General features: G+C 61.2%; 16 protein-coding genes and 1 pseudogene. 5 read left to right on the top strand and 12 right to left on the bottom strand.

Going from position 1 to position 19,233, the window contains the following annotated elements; translation table 11 throughout:
- The first annotated feature begins 105 nt into the window (after positions 1–105).
- Positions 106–492: a polymer-forming cytoskeletal protein gene (locus tag FQ320_RS20655; RefSeq protein ID WP_148475216.1), complete on the top strand. Its 387-nt coding sequence runs from the start codon at positions 106–108 to the stop codon at positions 490–492.
- A gap of 482 nt (positions 493–974) precedes the next feature.
- Here FQ320_RS20655 and FQ320_RS20645 read toward each other — a convergent pair whose 3' ends face one another.
- From FQ320_RS20645 to FQ320_RS20605, 9 genes are all read right to left on the bottom strand, one after another.
- Positions 975–1,559 carry a GNAT family N-acetyltransferase gene (locus FQ320_RS20645; RefSeq protein ID WP_148475215.1) on the bottom strand — a complete coding sequence of 195 codons (585 nt, stop codon included), beginning with the start codon at positions 1,557–1,559 and terminating at the stop codon, positions 975–977.
- A 423-nt stretch (positions 1,560–1,982) separates the two neighbouring features.
- The gene (locus FQ320_RS20640; protein WP_148475214.1) at positions 1,983–3,152 is read right to left on the bottom strand and encodes a M20 aminoacylase family protein; all 1,170 of its coding nucleotides are present in this window, start codon (positions 3,150–3,152) and stop codon (positions 1,983–1,985) included.
- A gap of 2 nt (positions 3,153–3,154) precedes the next feature.
- A complete protein-coding gene (locus FQ320_RS20635; protein WP_222861673.1) occupies positions 3,155–3,661 on the bottom strand; it encodes an L-2-amino-thiazoline-4-carboxylic acid hydrolase in 507 nt (168 codons plus the stop codon).
- An 11-nt stretch (positions 3,662–3,672) separates the two neighbouring features.
- Positions 3,673–4,971 (bottom strand): FAD-binding oxidoreductase, encoded by a 1,299-nt coding sequence (locus tag FQ320_RS20630; protein ID WP_148475246.1) that lies wholly within the window; start codon positions 4,969–4,971, stop codon positions 3,673–3,675.
- Positions 4,972–4,973: 2 nt separating this feature from the next.
- A complete protein-coding gene (locus FQ320_RS20625) occupies positions 4,974–6,599 on the bottom strand; it encodes an aminotransferase class V-fold PLP-dependent enzyme (protein ID WP_148475213.1) in 1,626 nt (541 codons plus the stop codon).
- A gap of 10 nt (positions 6,600–6,609) precedes the next feature.
- A complete protein-coding gene (locus tag FQ320_RS20620; RefSeq protein ID WP_148475212.1) occupies positions 6,610–8,259 on the bottom strand; it encodes an ABC transporter ATP-binding protein in 1,650 nt (549 codons plus the stop codon).
- A complete protein-coding gene (locus tag FQ320_RS20615) occupies positions 8,256–9,131 on the bottom strand; it encodes an ABC transporter permease (RefSeq protein ID WP_148475211.1) in 876 nt (291 codons plus the stop codon). Before FQ320_RS20615 ends, FQ320_RS20620 begins: the two co-directional genes overlap by 4 nt.
- Positions 9,128–10,117, bottom strand: coding sequence for an ABC transporter permease (locus tag FQ320_RS20610; protein WP_222861671.1), 990 nt, complete (start codon positions 10,115–10,117; stop codon positions 9,128–9,130). The genes FQ320_RS20615 and FQ320_RS20610 overlap by 4 nt, the downstream gene beginning before the upstream one ends.
- Positions 10,118–10,222: 105 nt before the next feature.
- Positions 10,223–11,818, bottom strand: coding sequence for an ABC transporter substrate-binding protein (locus FQ320_RS20605; RefSeq protein WP_148475210.1), 1,596 nt, complete (start codon positions 11,816–11,818; stop codon positions 10,223–10,225).
- Positions 11,819–12,003: 185 nt separating this feature from the next.
- Here FQ320_RS20605 and FQ320_RS20600 point away from each other — a divergent pair, with 185 nt between their 5' ends.
- Genes FQ320_RS20600 through FQ320_RS20590 form a run of 3 tightly spaced genes read left to right on the top strand, consistent with a single transcriptional unit; the run spans position 12,004 to position 14,112 of the window.
- Positions 12,004–12,714 (top strand): SDR family oxidoreductase, encoded by a 711-nt coding sequence (locus FQ320_RS20600; RefSeq protein WP_148475209.1) that lies wholly within the window; start codon positions 12,004–12,006, stop codon positions 12,712–12,714.
- Between the two features lie 28 nt (positions 12,715–12,742).
- Entirely contained in the window at positions 12,743–13,603 is an 861-nt protein-coding gene (locus FQ320_RS20595; protein ID WP_148475208.1) for a VOC family protein, read from the top strand.
- Positions 13,600–14,112, top strand: a complete 513-nt coding sequence (locus FQ320_RS20590; protein ID WP_222861670.1) for an Lrp/AsnC family transcriptional regulator — start codon at positions 13,600–13,602, stop codon at positions 14,110–14,112. Before FQ320_RS20595 ends, FQ320_RS20590 begins: the two co-directional genes overlap by 4 nt.
- Positions 14,113–14,400: 288 nt before the next feature.
- On the opposite strand, the gene FQ320_RS20585 is transcribed toward FQ320_RS20590, so the two are convergent.
- The 3 genes and pseudogenes from FQ320_RS20585 to FQ320_RS20575 all read right to left on the bottom strand — a co-directional run bounded on the left by FQ320_RS20585 (position 14,401) and on the right by FQ320_RS20575 (position 16,074).
- Entirely contained in the window at positions 14,401–14,979 is a 579-nt protein-coding gene (locus FQ320_RS20585; RefSeq protein WP_255509647.1) for a L,D-transpeptidase, read from the bottom strand.
- Positions 14,980–15,164: 185 nt separating this feature from the next.
- Positions 15,165–15,791, bottom strand: a pseudogene (locus tag FQ320_RS20580) (MauE/DoxX family redox-associated membrane protein); the annotation flags it as partial.
- Positions 15,754–16,074: a hypothetical protein gene (locus tag FQ320_RS20575; RefSeq protein ID WP_148475207.1), complete on the bottom strand. Its 321-nt coding sequence runs from the start codon at positions 16,072–16,074 to the stop codon at positions 15,754–15,756. The pseudogene FQ320_RS20580 and the gene FQ320_RS20575, both read right to left, overlap by 38 nt.
- 720 nt (positions 16,075–16,794) lie before the next feature.
- On the opposite strand from FQ320_RS20575, the gene FQ320_RS20565 reads away from it, so the two are divergent.
- Positions 16,795–19,212, top strand: coding sequence for a ligase-associated DNA damage response DEXH box helicase (locus FQ320_RS20565; protein ID WP_148475206.1), 2,418 nt, complete (start codon positions 16,795–16,797; stop codon positions 19,210–19,212).
- Positions 19,213–19,233: the final 21 nt, after the last annotated feature.

Raw genomic sequence — 19,233 nt, 5'->3', positions numbered from 1 at the left:
TGCCATCTGCGACCGTTCCATCATGGGCTCGTGCCCTCGTGGGTTCTCCTGTATGTGGAAGCGTATGAGCCCCGCGAGGGCCGAAACTGGAAAAGGCAGACGTCAATGACGGACCAAAAGTACCCCGCCGCCGGGAGCGGTGCCCGCTCGCATCTCGGCGCAGGCTCGCGCATCACCGGCGAGCTGTTCTTTCCCGGCACCGTCGAACTGCCCGGTTTCGTCAAAGGCCGTGTGGAAGCGTCCGCAGTCGTCATTGAGGAGGCAGGCGAGGTCGAGGGCGAGATCCATGCGGCCAGCGTCGCCATCAAAGGCCGTTTCAACGGCCAAGTCTTCGGTGGCAAGGTCAGGCTGCACGCAACCGCGCGGATGACCGGCGAAATCTTCTATGAGAGCCTCAGCATCGAAAGCGGCGCCGAGGTTGAAGGACAGTGCAAGTCCAGACCCTATGACAATGACGCAAAGCAAGATGACAATAACGCAAAGCAAGGCTGATCAGGCCAGGGGATCGGCCGTCGTGTAGTGCACGACGGCGGCGATCACCGCCGCGCTTAAAGCCGCCCCGCCGTCATTGGGCAGATGGACTGAAGCCGGGGCTTCCGGTTCGCCCCGGCCGCATAACCCACCGAGTGTAGGGTCAAACGCCAGCGCAGTGCCGATGGACGTGATCAGTGTGTCGAAAGCAGGGACCCGGCCGGTCCCGCTTGAATGACATCTGGCAGGATGATCGATCCAGCCGCCGCGATCTGCTGGGCCCGAATTTCGTCGCGCAAGATAATGGCGGCATGCGGCAACCGCCGGGCGTGCAGCGCGGCGATGACGGTTTGGGGGTGGTGGGCATTTTGTGTTCCGACGTCAGAGGCTTGGCCAAAGTCCGCTCAAAGCCCGATTTGACGACGCGGCGGTGTGGCCGCTGTGTTTCGACGATGTTAGTTGACGACATTCGACGCGCATCGCTTGCAATAGCGGTGCCAGACCTAAATGTGCCGACCGGCGCGCTTTTGTGTGGGCACCCGGAAAAGCTGCCGAACAAAGGCGCTGGCATCTTCCGTTATCTCGCTGGCCAGGGACATCGGCGTGGCCCAAGCCGGATCAAACCGGGCTTCGATTTGACCACTATCAGAATGACATTCCGGGTGATGTTTTGCAGCGATACTTTGCATCCGTCTATTATCATTGAGAAAAACAACGTGCAGAGACTTGATGCCCCGGTTTTGGGACGCCGTCACCAAGCGGGAAAAAAGCGTGCTCCCAATCCCTTTGCCTTGCCAATCCGGCTCAACCGACACTGCAAGTTCCGCGCCGTGTTTCCAGGCTTGAGAAAGACCTCGCAATTCGCCAATCGCGCGGATCTGACCATCAATAAACGCTCCAAAAACCAATGTATCGGCATCAATGGCGCGTTCAGCGTAACCTTTTATGAAGTCGTCTTTGACGTAAATGCCAAAGCGTGAGTGGCGGGTTCCGGTGTCGAGGCGCAGCAGATGCTGGGTAATATCAGGTATATCTCGTTTCCAGAGTTTGCGGATTTCTGGCGTGGTATCGTGAGAATACTCTGTCATTGTCTTAGGCTCCTCGACGGCACCGGATTAGGTAGATGCTAAAATAGCCTCCCAGCCATGAGATAATGCTGCATCGCAGCAAAAGCCATGCGAGTGATGGACAAGTTGAAACTTACGTCACGACAGTTTGGTCCGCCAAGTCGCCATCCTCGCCATCAACAGAGCCGCCTGCATCACCGGGCGGCCCACCGCCGCACTTGGGATTTTCCCCGGGTCACGCCGGTTTCAAAACGGTCTTGGTGACGGGTGGCGAGCATCGGGACGGGCAGTTCGAAAACACGCAGCCGAGGCCTCGGCGGGCTGCGCATCAATGGCTTGGATCCTCGCCACCCCGAAGGCATCATCGCCGTAAATCAACAGTTTGCACGCCAATTCCGGCCGTTTTGCCCGCCTCAGCCACATGACCGGGCGGGCAAGCAAGGTTCAGGCGGCAGGCAGCCTTTGGCGCACGAGGGTCGTCCAGTAAGAACAGCCCCAACCAATGACATCGTCGTTGAAGTCGTATTCCGGATGATGCAGCCCGGCAGATCGACCATTGCCGATGTTGATCATCGCACCCGGTACCATGTTCAGCATGAACGAGAAATCCTCGCCGCCCAGCACCGGCGGCATCTCGAGGTCTACACGTTCGATGCCGGCGACTTCCTGCGCGGCACGTGCGGCCAGTTCAGTTTCGCGCTCGTGGTTCACCGTCACCGGATAGTGGCGGATATACTCCAGATGCCCCTTGGCGCCAAAGCCCGCCGCCACGTTTTTTACAAGGCTGTTCAGTTGACCTTCGACATGGGTGCGGACCTCTTCGCGCAGGGTGCGCACGGTGCCGGTCATCCGCACATCTTGCGCAATCACATTGAACGCATTGCCCGCTTCAATGGTGCAAAGCGAGATCACCGCGCTGTCCAGCGGGTCGATGGTGCGCGAGGTGATGGTCTGGATCGCCTGAATCAGCGCCGCAGCAATAGGGAGCGGATCGACCGTCTGATCTGGACGTGCCGCGTGGCCGCCGCGCCCTTCGATGCGGATCTTCACCTCGTCCACCGATCCCATGATCGGCCCCGGTGCGATGGTGAATTCACCCACTGGCAGGTTTGGCCGGTTGTGCATGCCGTAAACCTCATCGCAGGGCCAGCGGTCGAACAACCCGTCGTCGATCATCGCCTTGGCCCCTGCCCCGCCTTCTTCGGCAGGCTGGAAGATCACGATGACTGTACCGTCAAACGCGCGGCTTTGCGCCAGATGCCGTGCGGCGCCCAGAAGCATTGTCGTGTGACCGTCATGGCCGCAGGCGTGCATCTTGCCGGGCACCAGTGAGGCCCAGGGCTTGCCCGTTGCCTCTTCGATGGGCAGCGCGTCCATGTCCGCGCGCAAGCCGATCGTGCGACCGCTGTTATTGCTCTGGCCGCGGATGACACCGACGACGCCCGAGCGGCCAATCCCCTCGGTCACCTCATCAACGCCGGCCGCACGCAGCGCCTCGGCGACGGTGGCGGCAGTGCGCAGGGTATCATAGAGCAGTTCAGGGTGTTGATGCAGATCGCGGCGGAAGGCGGTCAGGCTTTCGACCTGGTCGCCGACCCAATTCTCAATGGCCATGCTCAGGCGTCCTTTTTCATGCGGTAGCGGAAATCGCAGTGGCTGGCGCCCTGCATGATCGTCTGGGTGCGGGTCAGCTCGATCTCGGGATTGTAGCCGATGCAGAAATCGCCGTCGCGGTTGCACGACAGAAGGTGGCCGATGTCGCCCAGCCCCATTTCCTTGTACATCTCGGAATAGCGGCAGCGGGTGACGTTGAAATCCATCTTTTCCGCAGTCATCTCAACCGGTTCGATGCGCAGGGCGTCTTCGCGGGTCCAGTTCGGCTGAATCGCTGCGAAATCGGTCAGATCGGGGGCGCGGCCCAATGCCTCGGCCAGTTGCTGGCCCTGTTCGATGGCCGAGCGCGAGCAGGTCTCGCCGATCACGGCCTCGCCTTCCTCGCGGCTGGTCCGTTCGGTTATCACATCCAGCACATGCTTGAGGATCATCGCCTCGATCCGGCGACGCAGCAGGATTGGGATGTCGTTCAGGCCCATGCCTTCGGTGGTTTCAGCAGCGTCAGTCATGTCGTCAGTCCTTACAGCTTGGGTTCGATCTGGTCATTGCGCTTGAGCCAGGCGAGATAGGTGGGGGCCACGCGGCGCAGCAGGCCCTGTATTGGAAACGGCTTGGGTTCGGTCACAGGAAGGGCCAGTTCGCGCGGATCGGTGCCGGTCACGGCGCGGGCCAGTTCACGGCCCATGGCCGTGCCAAAAGCCACGCCGCGCCCGTTGCACGCCATCCACGCCCAGCCGTCCGGGCCAAGCTGGTGAACACGCGGAAAACGGTCCCAGTTCATGCCGATATAGCCCGACCAGACATGGGTCATTTCGGGCGTTCCAAGCGCGGGAAAGGCTTCGGCCAGACTACGCGCGGCCTTTCGACGCACGCGGTTCGCCACGTCATGCGGCCCGACGACAGCCCCACCGGTGATCAGCCGGTTGCGCGCATCATAGCGGAAGAATCGCAGATCGCCGCGCGTGTCCGAAACCGCCTGACGCCCCGGCAGGATCGTCTTGCGCAGGTTGTCACCCAGCGGCTCCGTCGCCATCTGCCAGCTCAGGACCGGGATCAGCGATTTCGCCAGACGCGGTGCCAGTTGCGGCACCAGTTCGCCGGTATAGGCGTTGGTCGCAAGGATCATCGCGCGGGCGTTGATGGTGGCATCAGCGGTGCGCAATGCCCACCCTGCCCCTTGGCGCTCAAAGCTGTGCACCGGGCTGTTTTCATGGATTGTGACGCCCAGCCCTTCGGCAGCCTTGGCCATGCCCCGCGCCAGGGCCAGCGGATTGATATGCCCGCCCGTCGGATTGAACATCCCGCCATGCCAGAATTCGGTTCCCAACATCTCGGCGGCCTCTTGCGCCGTGCGCAGTTCTGCCGGGAAGCCATATCGCTGCCATGCCTCGACCCGACGCTGTGACAGGATCATGCGGCCGGGGCTGTGAGCGGGTTGAAACCATCCAGTCTGCTCGGCCTCGGCCTGCATGTCGAATTCGCGGACCAGATCGAACAGGATGCTCGCCGAGTTTCCGATCAGATCGACGACCCGCCTGCCTGTCTCGCCATAGCGCTGAACCCAGGCGTCCGGTTCGGCCGAGGTGAGAACCGGGATCACCTGACCGTTGTTGCGCCCCGAAGCACCCCAGCCGACGGCCTTGCCCTCGAACACGGTGACGGTGTGGCCGCGCCGCGCCGCCTCGATCGCCGCCGACAGGCCGGTAAAGCCCGCGCCGATGATCGCGACATCCGTTTCAATCGGCCCTTTGGCGGCGGAGTTCATCGCGCGCGGTGGCGCGGTATCCGCCCAGAGCGATGGCGGGAACTGAACTTGCATATTCACGATGCGGCCTTGACGGACTGGGGTTTGACAGCCTCGTCGGGCATCCAGAACCAGCGCAGAGCCTCTTGCTCGGCAGTCATCGACAGCGGGTCGGCGTTACCCGGAACGCTGCGCACCACGGCGTTGGCCTCGGCCATTGCTTCGTCAAAATCAGGCGCGGACGGGGCCTTGTCAGCCGTCAGGTTCCACAGGTCCGACAGATGGCGCGGTGGCGCGTCATCGACCGCACGCTGGGCGCGCCAGACACCTTCGGCCAGATCCAGCCGGTAAAGCGGCAAAAGGTCCAGCCCATGCTTGGCGATGAACGCCACCGCCTGCGCGATCCGATCGACGTCACCGTCCTCGAAGAACCAGTTCACGCCAAGCCGCGCCCAACCGGGACGAAACGCGGAATAGCCCAGTTGAACCTGCTTTTCATGCCGCTCTGTGGTTTCGCGGTCGATCGACAGAAGGCTGTGACCATAAGGCCCAGCGCAAGAGCAGCCGCCGCGCGCCTGAATCCCGAACAGATCGTTCAGCAATGCCACGACATAATTGTGGTGCAGCATCCGCCCGCCAACCCGCAGGTTGAACGAGAAGATGCCGACCTTCGGCGCACCCTGCGGCCCCAGAAGCTCCACCCCGGGAATAGCCCGCAAGGCGTGGTCCATACGTTCGGTCATGACGGCTTCGCGGCGCTCGACCTCGTCCTCATCCATGTCACGCTTGAGTTGCAGCACCATACCGGCGCGGATGTTCTCGATGATCGCGGGCGTGCCGCCTTCTTCGCGGCGTTCGGGGTTGGTGACATAGGCGTGCGACGTCTCGGTCACATAAGACACGGTGCCGCCGCCCGTCATGGTGGGCCGCGTGGTGTCCAGAATACGCCGGTCAGCGATCAACAGCCCCGAAGCCCCCGGCCCGCCTGCGTATTTGTGCGGCGACAAAAATGCCGCGTCGATCCTGTCATTCGCCCCGGGGGCAGATTCGCTGAGGTTCACGCGCAGATAGGGACCGGCGGCGGCGTAATCGGCAATGCACCAGCCGTCATGTTCATGCATCAGGCAGGCAATCGCGCGCAGATCGGACAGCACGCCGGTCACGTTCGAGGCAGCCGAGAAGGCGCCGATCTTGATGGGCGCATCCGGGTGTGCCGCCAGCCGCGCTTTCAGCGTGCGCAGGCAGATCGCACCGGTGTCATCCAGCGGAATCCGCTCAACCGTGGCACCACATTCGCGCCAAGGCAGATCGTTGGAGTGGTGTTCGTAAGGGCCGACAAAAATCACCGATCGCGCGCACAGCCCGCCCAACACAAAGGCGCGCATCAGCTTGTCCGCCGCCGAGGTCGCGCCCGAACCGGTAAAGATCACCGCATGGCCATCGTCAGCGCCCACAGCCCGCCGCACGGCGGCCCGCGCCATTTCGCGCAGTTGCGTCGTGCGCCGCCCGGTGAACGAGGTTTCGGTGTGCGTATTGCCATAAAATGGCATCACATGGCTGCGGATCGCATCCTCGATGAACGCCAGCGACCGCCCCGAGGCCACGTAATCGCTGTAGATCAGACGGCGAGGGCCGAAGGGGCCGGGAATGGTCGCCCCTTCACCAATCAGGGCCTTGCGGATGTCAGAGATGGCGATGGTCATACGGATTGCCTCATGCAGCGTTCGTTGCGGATTTGGGCGGCGTCCAGTCCCGTCCGGGGATCGAGGACAGGAGATTGCGGGTATATTCGTGCTGCGGATCGGCAAAGATGGCGGCTGTTTCGCCGGCCTCTACGATCTCGCCGTGCTGCATGACGATGATGCGGTCGCACAGTTGGGCGGCGACGCGCAGGTCATGGGTGACGAACAGCAGCGACAAATTCATCTGATCGCGCAGATCCGCCAGCAGACGCAGAACCTGTGCCTGCACGCTGACATCCAGCGCCGATACCGGTTCGTCGGCGACGATCACCTTGGGCCGCAGAGCCAATGCGCGGGCAATGCCGATACGCTGACGCTGGCCCCCTGAAAATTCGTGCGGGAACCGGTTGGCGGCGGCAGGCGACAGTTCGACCAGTTCCAGCAGTTCGCGGGCCTGTGCGCGCGCCTTCTTGCGATTTTCGCCGTGCACGATCGGCCCCTGTGCAATCAGATCGACAACCCGCTTGCGTGGATTGAGCGAGGCCATGGGATCTTGAAACACCATCTGGATATGTTTGCGCATCGCGCGCATTTCACGTGGGCTGCAGGCCAGAAGGTCGGTGCCGTCCAGTTCAACGGCGCCGGAATCGGCCTCAAGCAGGCGCGTTACGATCCGCGATACCGTCGTCTTGCCGGACCCGCTTTCGCCCACCACGCCCAGCGTTTCGCCCCTGCGCAGCTCGAACGTCAGATTGTCCACCGCCGTGACGGATTTACGCCGTCCGCTGAACAAACCGCCGCGTGCGGCAAAGGTCTTGGTCAGGCCGGTGCCTTTCAAAACCACCGGCGCGGCATCGAAGCATTTGGCAGGGGGCGGTGTCAGCGACGGGACCGATGCGATCAACGCTTGCGTATAGGGATGCTGGGGCGCGTTCAGAACCTGACTGGCCGGGCCGGATTCGACCATCTCGCCTTGCTTCAGAACGACGACATGGTCGGCAATCTGCGCCACAACACCAAAGTCGTGGGTGATGAACAGGACGCCAGCGCCTTCCTGCTCCTGCAATTCGCGGATCAGCTTGAGGATCTGAAGCTGCGTCGTCACGTCCAGCGCGGTCGTCGGCTCATCGGCGATGATCAGGCCGGGCGACAGGCACAGGGCCATGGCGATCATCACGCGCTGGCGCTGCCCGCCCGATACCTGATGCGGATAGGCGTGATAGGCAGAGGCCGGATCGGGGATGTGCACCCGCTCCAGCATCTCGATCACGCGCGCCTTGCGTCCGGCGCGTGACAGATCGGTATGCAGGCGCAGCACCTCGTCGATCTGCCAGCCAACGGTCTTTTGCGGGTTCAGCGCGGTCATCGGCTCTTGGAAGATCATCGAGACACGCTCGCCGCGCATCGCTTTCATCTCTTTATCGCTCTTGGCCAGAATATCCTCGCCCTGAACAAAGATGGCGCCGCCCGCGACGTGTACGTGCGGTTCGGGCAAGAGCCGCATGATCGCACCAGCCGTAAGCGATTTGCCCGATCCGGATTCCCCGACAAGACAGACGACTTCGCCGCGTTTGACCTCAAGACTCAACCCATCCAGCGCAAAGGGCCGGTCCGACCCCTTGGGCAAGGCGATCCTGAGGTTCTCGATCTTCAGGGCTGGTGTAGGTGCGGCTTCGGTCATTTCTTTTGCCTCGGGTTCAGCGCATCGTTCAGGCCTTCGCCCAACAGCGAAAAGGAAAGAACGGTCAGGACGATGGCGACGCCGGGAATGGCCGCGCAGTACCACGCGCTGCGCAGCACCGCCCGCCCCTGCCCGATCATGTTGCCCCAGCTTGCATAGTTGGGATCGCCCAGCGCGAGGAATGCCAGCGCGCTTTCCAGCAGGATCGACAGGGCCATGACGACCGAGGCGTAAACGATGATCGGCGGGATGGCGTTTGGCATGATCTCCTTGAAGATCATCGCCGTGTTCGACACCCCGAGATTGCGCGCGGCATCGACAAATTCGCGGTCGCGCAGGGACATGAACTCGGCCCTGACCATCCGGGCCGGGGCGGTCCAGCTAACGACGCCGATGGCAAGGGCAATCCATTCGATCTTCGAGCCAAGGATCGCCACCAGCGTCAGCAACAAGACAAAGCTGGGGATCGTCTGAAAGGCTTCGGTGATGCGCATCAGCACATCATCCACCCAGCCGCCGAAATAGCCCGACAGCGCCCCGATCACGATACCGATCCCGATTGAAATCAGCGTCGCCACCACCCCCACCAAAAGCGATATCCGTGCACCGTAAAACAGCATCGCCAGAATATCGCGGCCAAGCTGGTCAGTGCCCAGCGGCGTATCCCAGTTGATGAACGGGGCGGTCAGCGGGACACCCGCGCGGCGCAGGGAATCGTCGGGTTCAATAAACCCGGCAGTCAGCGCCATGATAACGACGATCGCGAACAGGAACAGCCCCAGGAGTGCGGCGCGGTTACGACGGAAGCGGCGCCAGAGGATCACCGGGCGTGACGGCTCGGGCGGGGGAAGGTCGGTTGCGGCCATGGTCATTTCAATTGGATCCTGCTGTCGAGACGGGCGTAAAGAAGGTCGGTCAGGAAGTTCACCACGACGACGATGATCGAACACAGAAAGATGATCCCCATCAGCGTGTTCATGTCGCGCTGGATCACTGACTGATAGGCCAGCTGGCCAAGACCGGGCAGCGTAAAGATCGTCTCAACGACCACCGACCCGCCGAGAACGGTAGAGAATTGCAGCCCCAGCAGCGTGACGACGGGCAAAAGCGCGTTGCGCATGATGTGATGAACCATCAGCCGTGTCTCGCCCGCCCCCTTGGCCCGCGCGGTGCGCACATAGTCCAGTTCGGCCACTTCAAGCACCGAGGCGCGCATCAGCCGAAGGTAGAACGACAGATAGATCAGCGACAGTGCAGCGGTCGGCATGATGAGATGGCGCGCCACGTCAGCGACGTGGTCCCAGCCGGTATAAAAACCGGTGATCGTCTTGATCCCGCCCACCGGCAACCAGCCCAGTTTGACCGAAAACAGCAGGATCATCATCAGTGACAGGAAAAAGCTGGGCGTGGCGTAAAAGATCAGGCCCAGCGTCGAGATCAGGTTGTCGGTCAACGAATAGGCCCGGCGCGCAGCGATGGCCCCAAGGACGATTCCGATGGTGAAGGCCATGCTCAGCGACGTGGCCATCAGCAGAAGTGTCGTGCCCAACCGATCAAGCAATATCCGCGATACCGGCTGTTCATAAACGAAGGACCAGCCAAAATCGAACATCGCAAGCTTTGCCATATAGCGCCAGAGCTGCACCCAGACCGACTGATCAAGGCCGTATTCCGCGCGCAGCCGTTCGATAAAGGCGGCATCCGCGCCACCCATGTCACCGACCAAAGCATCGACGGTGTCACCGGGCGCGAGTTTCAACAACAGGAACGTGCCGATCATGATGAGAATGATCACCGGCACAGCCTGAAACAACCGCCTCAGCGCATAGGACAGGATCGGGGGAATGGGCAACGACATTGATGGACTTTCCGTTGGCCCGCCAATTGGGGAGGGCCGGTCTGAACCTGGATCGAAGAGGAATGTGGGCGAAGCCATTGCTGGCCCCGCCCACAAGGCGAATGGTTACTCGTCCAGCCAGAGATCATACCAGCTGCTGGAGTTCCAGCGTGGCGTGTTGTGGTGGTTCTTGAGCTTTTTGTTGGTCACCGAGATGAACGGATGTTCAATCGCGAAGATCACCGGCAGTTCTTCCATCGCACGGCGCTGGATCTCGTGGTACATCTCGGCGCGTTTTTCCACATCCAATTCGGATGCGGCCGCGTCGATCAACTCGTCGATCTCTTCGTTCTTCCAGCCGAACTGGTTGGTCCAGGGCGACCCCTCGGGCAGACCGGAACGCAGCCAGACCATCGTGGAAACCGCAGGGTCGGACCGGAACTGGTGCCAGCCGTTGGCGGTGTCGAAATCATGGTCGCGGTAAACACCGTTCAGGAAACCGGGCGCATCGTTGTTCAGAAGCTCGACATCGATCTCGATCACCCGCATCGCCTGTGCGAAATACTCACCCCAAAGCTGGGTGTATTCGCCCCAAGGCGCGGGGCGATGGCGCAGTTTGAACCGGAAACCGTCGTCCTTGACAGGATATCCGGCATCATCCAGCATCTTCTTGGCCAGTTCGACGTCATAGGGATAGGTCCGCACGTCGTCGGTATAGTTTGCACCACCCACCGACGGCACCGGTCCGCGACCCGGCTTGGCAAAGCCTCGCATGATCGTCTTGATCGCAAAATCGATGTCCAACCCGTGATGAATTGCGCGGCGCACATTCACGTCGGCAAGGATCGGGTTGCGATGGTTGAATTCAACAGTCGAGTGGGCGACGTTGTTCTCATAGCCCTTGGTGCCGACATCAAAGCGGTCATCTGTCGAAAGACGCTCGACGTCCGCCATTGAAACGCCGATGAAGCCGGATTCATGCACTTCCCCGGCTTCCAAAGCCGCGCCTGCGGCCGATTTGTCGGCGATGAAACGCCAGACGATCCGATCGAGATAGGGGTATCCGTCGCGCCAGTAATCCTCGTTCCGCTCGGCCATGACATACTGCCCGCGTTCGTATTCGACGAATTTGAACGGGCCGGTTCCGACGGGGGCGGTGTTGTATTCGTTCTTGAGGATGTCGGTGCCTTCATAAAGGTGCTTGGGCACAGGATGACCCAGATCGGGCATCGCGGCCACGAACAGTTCCAGCGGCATCGGCTCGGAATAGTTGAAGACCGCCGTGTGGGGATCGGGGCAATCGACCGACTCAAGATTTGCCTGAAGCGCCGATGAATAGTTCAGCAGCCCTTTCCACATCTCGATCGCGGTAAATGCCACATCGTCACAGGCGAATGCCTCGCCATCGTGCCATTTGACGCCTTCGCGCAGTTTCAGGGTGATTTTCTTGCCATCTTCGGACGTCGCCCATTCGGTCGCAAGAACCGGCACATAGCCATCATAGCTTTTGTCGATTAGCGGCTCGATGATCTTGCCCGAGATTTCGTAAACTCCGGTCGAAGCCCGCAGCGCGGGGTTCAGGATCCGTTGCTCACTCACCATATGGATTATAGCGGTTCCGCCCTTCTTGACCTCTTCCTGCGCCAGCAGCGGATTTGCGGCAAGGCCCAATCCGATGCAGCCCGCAGCAGCGGCGTACAGTATGCTAAGAGTTTTCGTCATCCACTTCTCTCCCTGCTGTTCATCTTGTCTCCGGGCGTTGTACGCGCCCCTGGATCAAAGTTTGATCTAAAGCTTGACATGACGTCAAGAAATATCTTCACATTTACATCAGAGATTAATCCTATGCTAAGTTTCGCACAATCTCTGCAAAATAATGGCGTCGATTATATGATCAGGAGAATCAAATGTCTAAAACGGTCTGGATCACCGGCGCAGGGTCAGGCATCGGCGCGGCGATGGCGCGGGCGTTTGCCGCCGCAGGCTTCCGAACGGCGCTGACGGCCCGGACCGAGCAGTCGCTGAAGGCCGTGCGGGATGAGCTTCCAGCCGATGCCGACTGCCTGATCCTGCCGGGCGATGTGACCGATCGTGAAGGGATGGCCGCCGCTGCGCAAAGCATCGCAGAATGGGGCAACGGGCTGCATATACTGTGCAATAACGCCGGGCTCAACATCCCGAAACGCAGTTGGGCCGAACTCGATTGGGCAAGCTGGGACCGGGTTTTTCAGGTCAACGTGACCGGTGCGCTGAACGTCATCGCCGCCTGCCTTCCGGCGATGCGCGCGCAGCAGGATGGGGTGATGATCCACACCTCCAGTTGGGCGGGCCGGTTTCATTCACCTGATTCGGGTGTGCCCTATGGCGCATCGAAACACGCCCTTTCGGACATGTCGGCCAGCCTTAACGATCAGGAAGGGCGCAACGGCATCCGCTCTACCGCGCTTTGCCCCGCCGAGGTGGCGACGCCCCTGCTGGCAAAGCGGCCCGGGTTCGACACCGACAAGCTGTCGCAGATGATTCAAGCCGAAGACATGGCGCGAATCGCGCTGTTTGTCGCGCAGACCCAACCCGGCATTGTACTGAACGAAATCGTGGTCGCGCCTGTCCGCCACTGACCGCCACCCCAGAAAAGGAAACCCTTCCATGACTCATCCCGTCAAAGGTATCGACCATTGCTTCAGTCTTGTTGCCGATCTTGATGCGGCCGCCGCAAAATTTGCCGCGCTCGGGTTTACCATTTCACCGCGCGGCATGCACTCCGAGGCGAAAGGTTCAGCGAACCACACGATCATGTTTCCCGATGACTATTATGAAATTCTGGGCCTTCTGCGGCCAACGCCACTGAACGCGCCACGCTATCAAATGCTGGAAGAACGGGGCGAAGGCCTGCACGCCATCGCCTGCCGCATTGACGACGCCCGCGCCGCGGAAGACGCGCTTGGCAAACTGGGCATCGCCACCCATAGCCTGAGCGATTTTGATCGCCCGGTGGACCTCCCCGGCGGCGGTCAGGGTATCGCGGCATTCTCTACCCTCAGCTTTGCACCTGACGAGGTGCCCTTTGGCATGGTGTTCATGTGCCAGCACTGCAGCCGCGACACCGTCTGGCTGCCCGACCTTCTGAAACACGCAAACACGGCCTGCGGACTGGCCGGAATTGTCGCGCAAAGCGACGCCCCCGAGGCGGACGCACAGGCCTTTGCCCGTCTCTGGGCGGACGGAACCGTCGAACCGACCGAAGGCGGCTCTATTGTGTTGACCGGTGCAAATTCAGCCCCGCTGACGTTGCTGACGCCCGACGCGTTGACCCATCGATACGCGGGGATCGACACGGGCGGGTTGCCACGCGGGGCCTTCGCGGTGTTGCAGGTGAAAATCCGCGATGAAAATGCCCTGATGACGGTCCTTGAACGCGCGAACCTGCCGGGCATCCGAACCCCGCGCGGAATCGCCGTTGGCCCGGCACATGCGGCCGGTACAATCGTCGAGTTCATTCCCGCATGACGACCCCGAAACCCCGCCGCAACGGCACCAAATCGACCGAGCAGATGAGCTTTGACAAGGTCGATCGCCAGATCCTGAAGATCATTCAGGAAAACAGCGATATGCCGATCAGCGCAATCGCGGATGCCGTCGGACTGACCGCGACGCCTTGCTGGCGACGGATCAAACGGATGGAGGAATCGGGCCTGATCTCCAAGCGCGTTGCGCTCGTGGATCAGGCGATGGCGAATGTGCCGATGACGATCTTCATCGGCCTGAGCGCCCCCCGCCACGAGAAAGACTGGATCGACAGGTTCCGCGCACTAATCGACGACATTCCCGAGATCATCGAGGCCTATCGCCTCACCGGCACCGTCGATTACATCCTGAAGGTCGTGGTTCCCGATGTCGCTGCCTATGACACCGTCTACAAGCGCATGATCGAAAAACTCGACTTCACCCGGGTCAACGGAATGATCTCGATGGAGGAGATGAAATTCACCACAGCGATTCCAACGGATTATCTATGACACCGCTGGCCACTTGCGTTACGGCGGCAGACCGCTCCAATCCGACCATCCCTGATGAACAGATGTTGGAAACCCAGTCATGCGCTTGTTTCAGGAAAGGACCGGCCGTTCGACACGGGCCTGTTGATCGCAATCCTCGCCAAAGGCGATTTAATTAAGAGTAAAATCGCCAATGCCGCAGATCAAGAACACGCCGTATCCGACTGACAGTATACGAGATTTTCGACGGGACCCACATCTAGGCAGGCCGGTCGGAAAGCTATTTTCCGACCGGGAATCCCAAAGGCGTCACGTCGTCCTGACCTTGGGGTGAAGGATCACCCGCGCCCCGATCTCCACGCGCGGATAAAGGTCTTGCACATGATCGTTGGTCAGCCGCGCACAGCCGTTCGAGACTGCGGTGCCGATCGTTCCGGGGGCGTTGGTGCCGTGGATGCGCAGATAGGTATCGCGCCCGGCATCGTCGAAAAGATACAGCGCACGCGCACCCAAGGGGTTGTCCGGTCCGCCCGCCATCCCGTCTGCGTACTGTTCGTACTTGTGTGGCTCACGCTGGATCATCGCGTTCGTCGGGCGCCATCTGGGCCATTCGGCCTTGCGCTTCATCGTGAACGTTCCGGGTTCGTAAAGCCCCTTGCGTCCGACGCCGACACCGTATCGGAACGCCATAAGGTCGGTGTGCATGAAATAGAGGAAGAAGTCGTCGGGAACGACATGGACCTCGCCCGCGCGCCATGCCGGGCTCAGGGGCTTTGCCAATTGCGGCATGAATTTTTCCGGAAACGGGTTCGCGCGGGCCTGCACGGTGCCGGTGCCCAAAGCTCCTGCGGCGCTCAGGCCGATCATGAAACTGCGTCGATTGAATATACTGGTCACTGTATCATCTCTTGTCTGTTTGATCGCCACGTATTGGCGAAACGGGCCTCGGCCGCCTTTATAATACGCGAGGCGGCGTGGTATGTGAAAGGCATAGTGTGCGGCGTCAGAATAACGCGACGTTTACCCGGATCGCGTGTCGAAAGTTACACGATCGGCGGCGGCAAACATGATCGTTACGGCGGGATCGTCCGCTCCGGTGACCAGCGCCGCCCTCCGACGCCTGAATGTGGGTAACTCACAAACCTAAAGCAGCGCGGGAAGGCACCCATGCACATCATCACGAGGTTCTCGGTCAAAAACACGAATCCCAGCGGCACGATGGACGATCCGCCCACGCAGGCGCATTTCAGTTCGCGCTTTTCAATGTAGACGGCTTTGAACACCGAGAACGCACCGACCGGACCGATAAACAGCGCCACCGGACCCGAGACCCAAGGCAACGCCCCCGCAACCATCAAAATGCCCGCCAGCGCCTCCCCGAACGGAAAGACCTTGCCGTAGGGCACCCAGCGCTGCGCCAGAAAGTCGTAGTTGAGAACCATTGTCGAGAAACTCTCGATATCCGGCAATTTCTGCACCGCCAAAAAACACATCGACAGGCCGAAGAACCATTCGACGGCCCGCAGCGACAGGAAAGGGGCGAAGCTGTACCAACTCAGCCTCAGCCCCAAAAGCGCAGCGACAGCGAAAATGGTGATCACCGGCCGATAGGCTGTCGCGTCCTCATCCGGCACATCCCTGCCGAAGTATTCGCGCAACGCATTAAAACCGCCGATCCATATCCCGCCGATGAAGGTCTGCCGTCACCTGACTGCGCAACTTCCAGAGCGACCCGCCGCAAACAATGAGCGCCTTGGCAAAGTTCGCCATGTTCATCGTCTTGTTGGAATACATCGAAACCCTGTTGAACAGCATGATGATGGCCATCGTCACCCCCATCAGCACCGCGACATAGGCACGGGTTTCAGACCAGAGCAAATGGCCGGTCAGATATTTGTTGCGGGAAAACAGACCGAACAAAATCACCCTTGAGGGCGTAATCACCGCGAAGAACCGTCCGTTTCGCAAATCTCCCTCGGTCATGCTGATCTAAGGAAGCAGCGAGGTTACAGCACTTGAGGGTCCCGATCTTTTTTGCCACTCCCCGCCTATAGGAAACGCGTGACACCGTTTTCCCCTGCCCCGAAACACCAATATTAGCGCACAGCACCCCCGCCCCGATCGCCCGAAGTCGGCCAATCGGGGTGGTTGTCGCCATGGCCGGCATGCACCGGATGCGCGGCGATCAGTTGCGTTATGGGGCGCGGAGCCGCCCCTTCATCCAAAGCCAGGGCGGCACGCCGGGCGTTACTCGCACAAGGAACGACGCCAGCGCCCTCACCGCCACCGGGTCAGTGCAATGCGTCGTTGTTTGTACCGCTTGAACCGCTGCCGCTTTCGCCTGTCCCCCTCGACGCCCGGCAAGCCCGAGACGTCATGCCGCTGAAGCCACCGATGTTACACCGGCCGCGTCAAACAGGGAATCGACGGCTGACGAACACAGAGGAAATCAACCCAGCGGCAGCACACAAAGGTCCATCACACGGCGCCAGCGACGTTGCAAAGAGTAGATGGATGGAGACCGCACCGGCTAAAGCCCCCATTCCACAAATTACCCCAATTGCGGCAATCGACGGGTGCTGAACCCGGTTTCTTCTTTGATCCAAATACTCCCGCCGGAGGCACAAATTTTCCTCGAAAATTTGTTCCCCGCTTGGTTCCGTCACCGTCGTCAAAGCCACATGGACGCCCTACATATGCGCCATGCACCCAATGCCCGCCGCCTTTCACCACTGGTTCGCCACAAAGGGCTGGTCGATCCACCCGCATCAGCAAGAGATGCTCGACCGTTCCGACGCCCCCGCGCTTTTGCTGATCGCGCCCACCGGCGGGGGCAAGACCCTGGCGGGGTTTTTGCCCACTCTCGTCGATCTGGCCGTCGAACCGCGCCCGGGGCTGCACACGCTTTATGTCTCCCCGCTCAAGGCGCTGGCCGCCGACATCCGCCGCAACCTGTCCACGCCCGTGGCGGAAATGTCCCTACCGATCCGGGTCGAGGATCGCACGGGCGACACCAGCCAGACCCAAAGGAAACGCCAGCGCGCCGATCCGCCGCATATCCTGCTGACGACGCCGGAAAGTCTGGCTCTGCTGGTCAGCTATGAGGACGCGCCGCGCATGTTTGCCGGGTTGCAGCGCGTCGTGGTCGATGAAATCCACGCGCTTGCCGAAAGCAAACGCGGCGATCAGCTGATGCTGGCGCTGGCCCGGTTGCAGACATTGGTGCCGGGATTGCGCCGTGTCGGGCTGTCGGCCACGGTGGAAGACCCCAAGGCGATCGCGCGGTTTCTGGCGCATCACCCCGACCCCTGCGAAATCCTGCGCGCCGATTCCGGCCCCGACCCCGATATCGCCATGCTGACAACCGATGAACCGCCCCCCTGGTCGGGGGGTGGCGCCGCTTACGCCATCCCTGCGGTGCTGGAACAGGTACGCGCGCACAAGACGACGCTGATCTTTCACAACACCCGCGCACAGGCCGAGATTTTCTTTCACAAACTCTGGTTGGCCAACGAGGATGCACTGCCCATCGGCATTCACCACGGCAGCCTGGACAAGACACAGCGCCAGAGAGTCGAAGCGGCGATGGTCAACGGCGATCTGCGTGCCATCGTGTGCACCGGATCGCTCGACCTCGGGATCGACTGGGGCGATGTGGATCTGGTGATCCAGATCGGAGCGCCAAAGAACGTCAAACGGCTGGTACAGCGGATCGGGCGGGCCAATCACCGATACAACGCACCGTCAAAGGCGCTGTTGGTGCCTGCCAATCGGTTCGAGGTGGTGGAATGTGTCGCAGCACTTGAAGCCGTCCGCGCCCACACGCTCGACGGCGATCCGCGTGGCCCCGGCCCGCGCGATGTGTTGTGCCAGCATATTCTGATCGCCGCCTGCGCCGCACCGTTCGACGCCGACGCCCTGTTTGCCGAAGTCACCGGCGCTGGCCCCTATGCCGCCCTGACCCGCGCGGCATTCGATGCCTGTCTCGATTTCGTCGCAACGGGTGGCTATGCCCTGCGCGCCTATGATCGCTGGCAGCGGCTGAAGCTGACGGAAGGGTTGTGGCACCTGCGTGATCCCCGTGCCGCACGTCAGATCCGCATGAACATCGGCACGATTCAGGACACAGACACGCTCAAGGTGCGGCTGAAAAACCGCTTCGGCGGTCAGCCCTTGGGCGAGGTCGAAGAAGGCTTTGCCGCAACCCTGACACCCGGCGACACCTTTCTGATCGGCGGCCAGATCGTGCGATACGAGAATCTGCGAGAAATGACGGTCGAGGTGACCCGCCGCGCCGACAAACCGCCAAAGATCGCGACCTTCATGGGCACCAAGTTTGCCACATCGACGCAACTGTCGCACCGCATCCTGACCATGTTCGGGCAGGACGACTGGCCCGCCCTGCCCGACCACACGCGCGCCTGGCTGCATCTGCAGCGCGATCGTTCGCGCCTGCCCGAACCCGGTCGCCTGTTGATCGAAAGCTTTCCGTGGAAAGGCCGTGAACATGCAGTGATCTATGGGTTTGCCGGGCGCAATGCAATGCAGACGCTGGGCCTGCTGACCACCCAGCGGATGGAGGCGCTGGGCCTGCACCCCATGGGCTTTGTCGCCACTGACTATGCGGTGATGGTCTGGGGGCTGGATCCGCTGACCGATCCCGAGCCGCTGTTTGCCGCAGAAAACCTGCGCGCGGGGTTCGAGTCCTGGCTGGCGGGCAATGCGGTGATGAAACGCACGTTCAAGGCCAGCGCGATCATATCCGGCCTGATCGACCGACAGACAGCCGGGGCCCGGAAATCCGGGCGTCAGGCGGCGTTTTCGTCCGATATCCTGTATGACACCCTGCGCAAATACGACCCTGACCATGTGCTAATGCAGATCACCCGCGAAGAAGCGCTGAAAGGGCTGGTCGATTTTGGGCGGATCGAAGAAATGTTGTCCCGCACCGCCGGGCGCATCGACCTGCTGCGCCTTGATGGCATCACCCCCCTGTCGGCACCGCTGTTTCTGGAAATGGGCCGGGTTCCTGTTCAGGGGGCCGCGAATGAGCGGCTGCTTGGGGAAGAGGCCGCGCGCCTTCTGGAAGAAGCGGGGTTGGGAGCGGTCGATAAAGCCTGACAGGAGGCCAGTCAGGGGATT

Source organism: Oceaniovalibus sp. ACAM 378 (assembly GCF_008085915.1).
Classification (GTDB): domain Bacteria; phylum Pseudomonadota; class Alphaproteobacteria; order Rhodobacterales; family Rhodobacteraceae; genus Oceaniglobus.
The sequence above is the reverse complement of the archived record's forward strand: the minus strand, read 5'-3'. Positions and strand labels throughout refer to the sequence as shown.

Excerpts from the sequence above, each read along its gene's own strand:
- FQ320_RS20645 (WP_148475215.1), bottom strand. The coding sequence starts at position 1,559 with ATGACAGAGTATTCTCACGATACCACGCCAGAAATCCGCAAACTCTGG.
- FQ320_RS20610 (WP_222861671.1), bottom strand. The coding sequence starts at position 10,117 with ATGTCGTTGCCCATTCCCCCGATCCTGTCCTATGCGCTGAGGCGGTTG.
- FQ320_RS20605 (WP_148475210.1), bottom strand. The coding sequence starts at position 11,818 with ATGACGAAAACTCTTAGCATACTGTACGCCGCTGCTGCGGGCTGCATC.
- FQ320_RS20595 (WP_148475208.1), top strand. The coding sequence starts at position 12,743 with ATGACTCATCCCGTCAAAGGTATCGACCATTGCTTCAGTCTTGTTGCC.
- FQ320_RS20600 (WP_148475209.1), top strand. The coding sequence starts at position 12,004 with ATGTCTAAAACGGTCTGGATCACCGGCGCAGGGTCAGGCATCGGCGCG.
- FQ320_RS20640 (WP_148475214.1), bottom strand. The coding sequence starts at position 3,152 with ATGGCCATTGAGAATTGGGTCGGCGACCAGGTCGAAAGCCTGACCGCC.
- FQ320_RS20615 (WP_148475211.1), bottom strand. The coding sequence starts at position 9,131 with ATGACCATGGCCGCAACCGACCTTCCCCCGCCCGAGCCGTCACGCCCG.
- FQ320_RS20565 (WP_148475206.1), top strand. The coding sequence starts at position 16,795 with ATGCACCCAATGCCCGCCGCCTTTCACCACTGGTTCGCCACAAAGGGC.
- FQ320_RS20575 (WP_148475207.1), bottom strand. The coding sequence starts at position 16,074 with ATGACCGAGGGAGATTTGCGAAACGGACGGTTCTTCGCGGTGATTACG.
- FQ320_RS20655 (WP_148475216.1), top strand. The coding sequence starts at position 106 with ATGACGGACCAAAAGTACCCCGCCGCCGGGAGCGGTGCCCGCTCGCAT.
- FQ320_RS20630 (WP_148475246.1), bottom strand. The coding sequence starts at position 4,971 with ATGCAAGTTCAGTTCCCGCCATCGCTCTGGGCGGATACCGCGCCACCG.
- FQ320_RS20590 (WP_222861670.1), top strand. The coding sequence starts at position 13,600 with ATGACGACCCCGAAACCCCGCCGCAACGGCACCAAATCGACCGAGCAG.
- FQ320_RS20620 (WP_148475212.1), bottom strand. The coding sequence starts at position 8,259 with ATGACCGAAGCCGCACCTACACCAGCCCTGAAGATCGAGAACCTCAGG.
- FQ320_RS20625 (WP_148475213.1), bottom strand. The coding sequence starts at position 6,599 with ATGACCATCGCCATCTCTGACATCCGCAAGGCCCTGATTGGTGAAGGG.
- FQ320_RS20635 (WP_222861673.1), bottom strand. The coding sequence starts at position 3,661 with ATGACTGACGCTGCTGAAACCACCGAAGGCATGGGCCTGAACGACATC.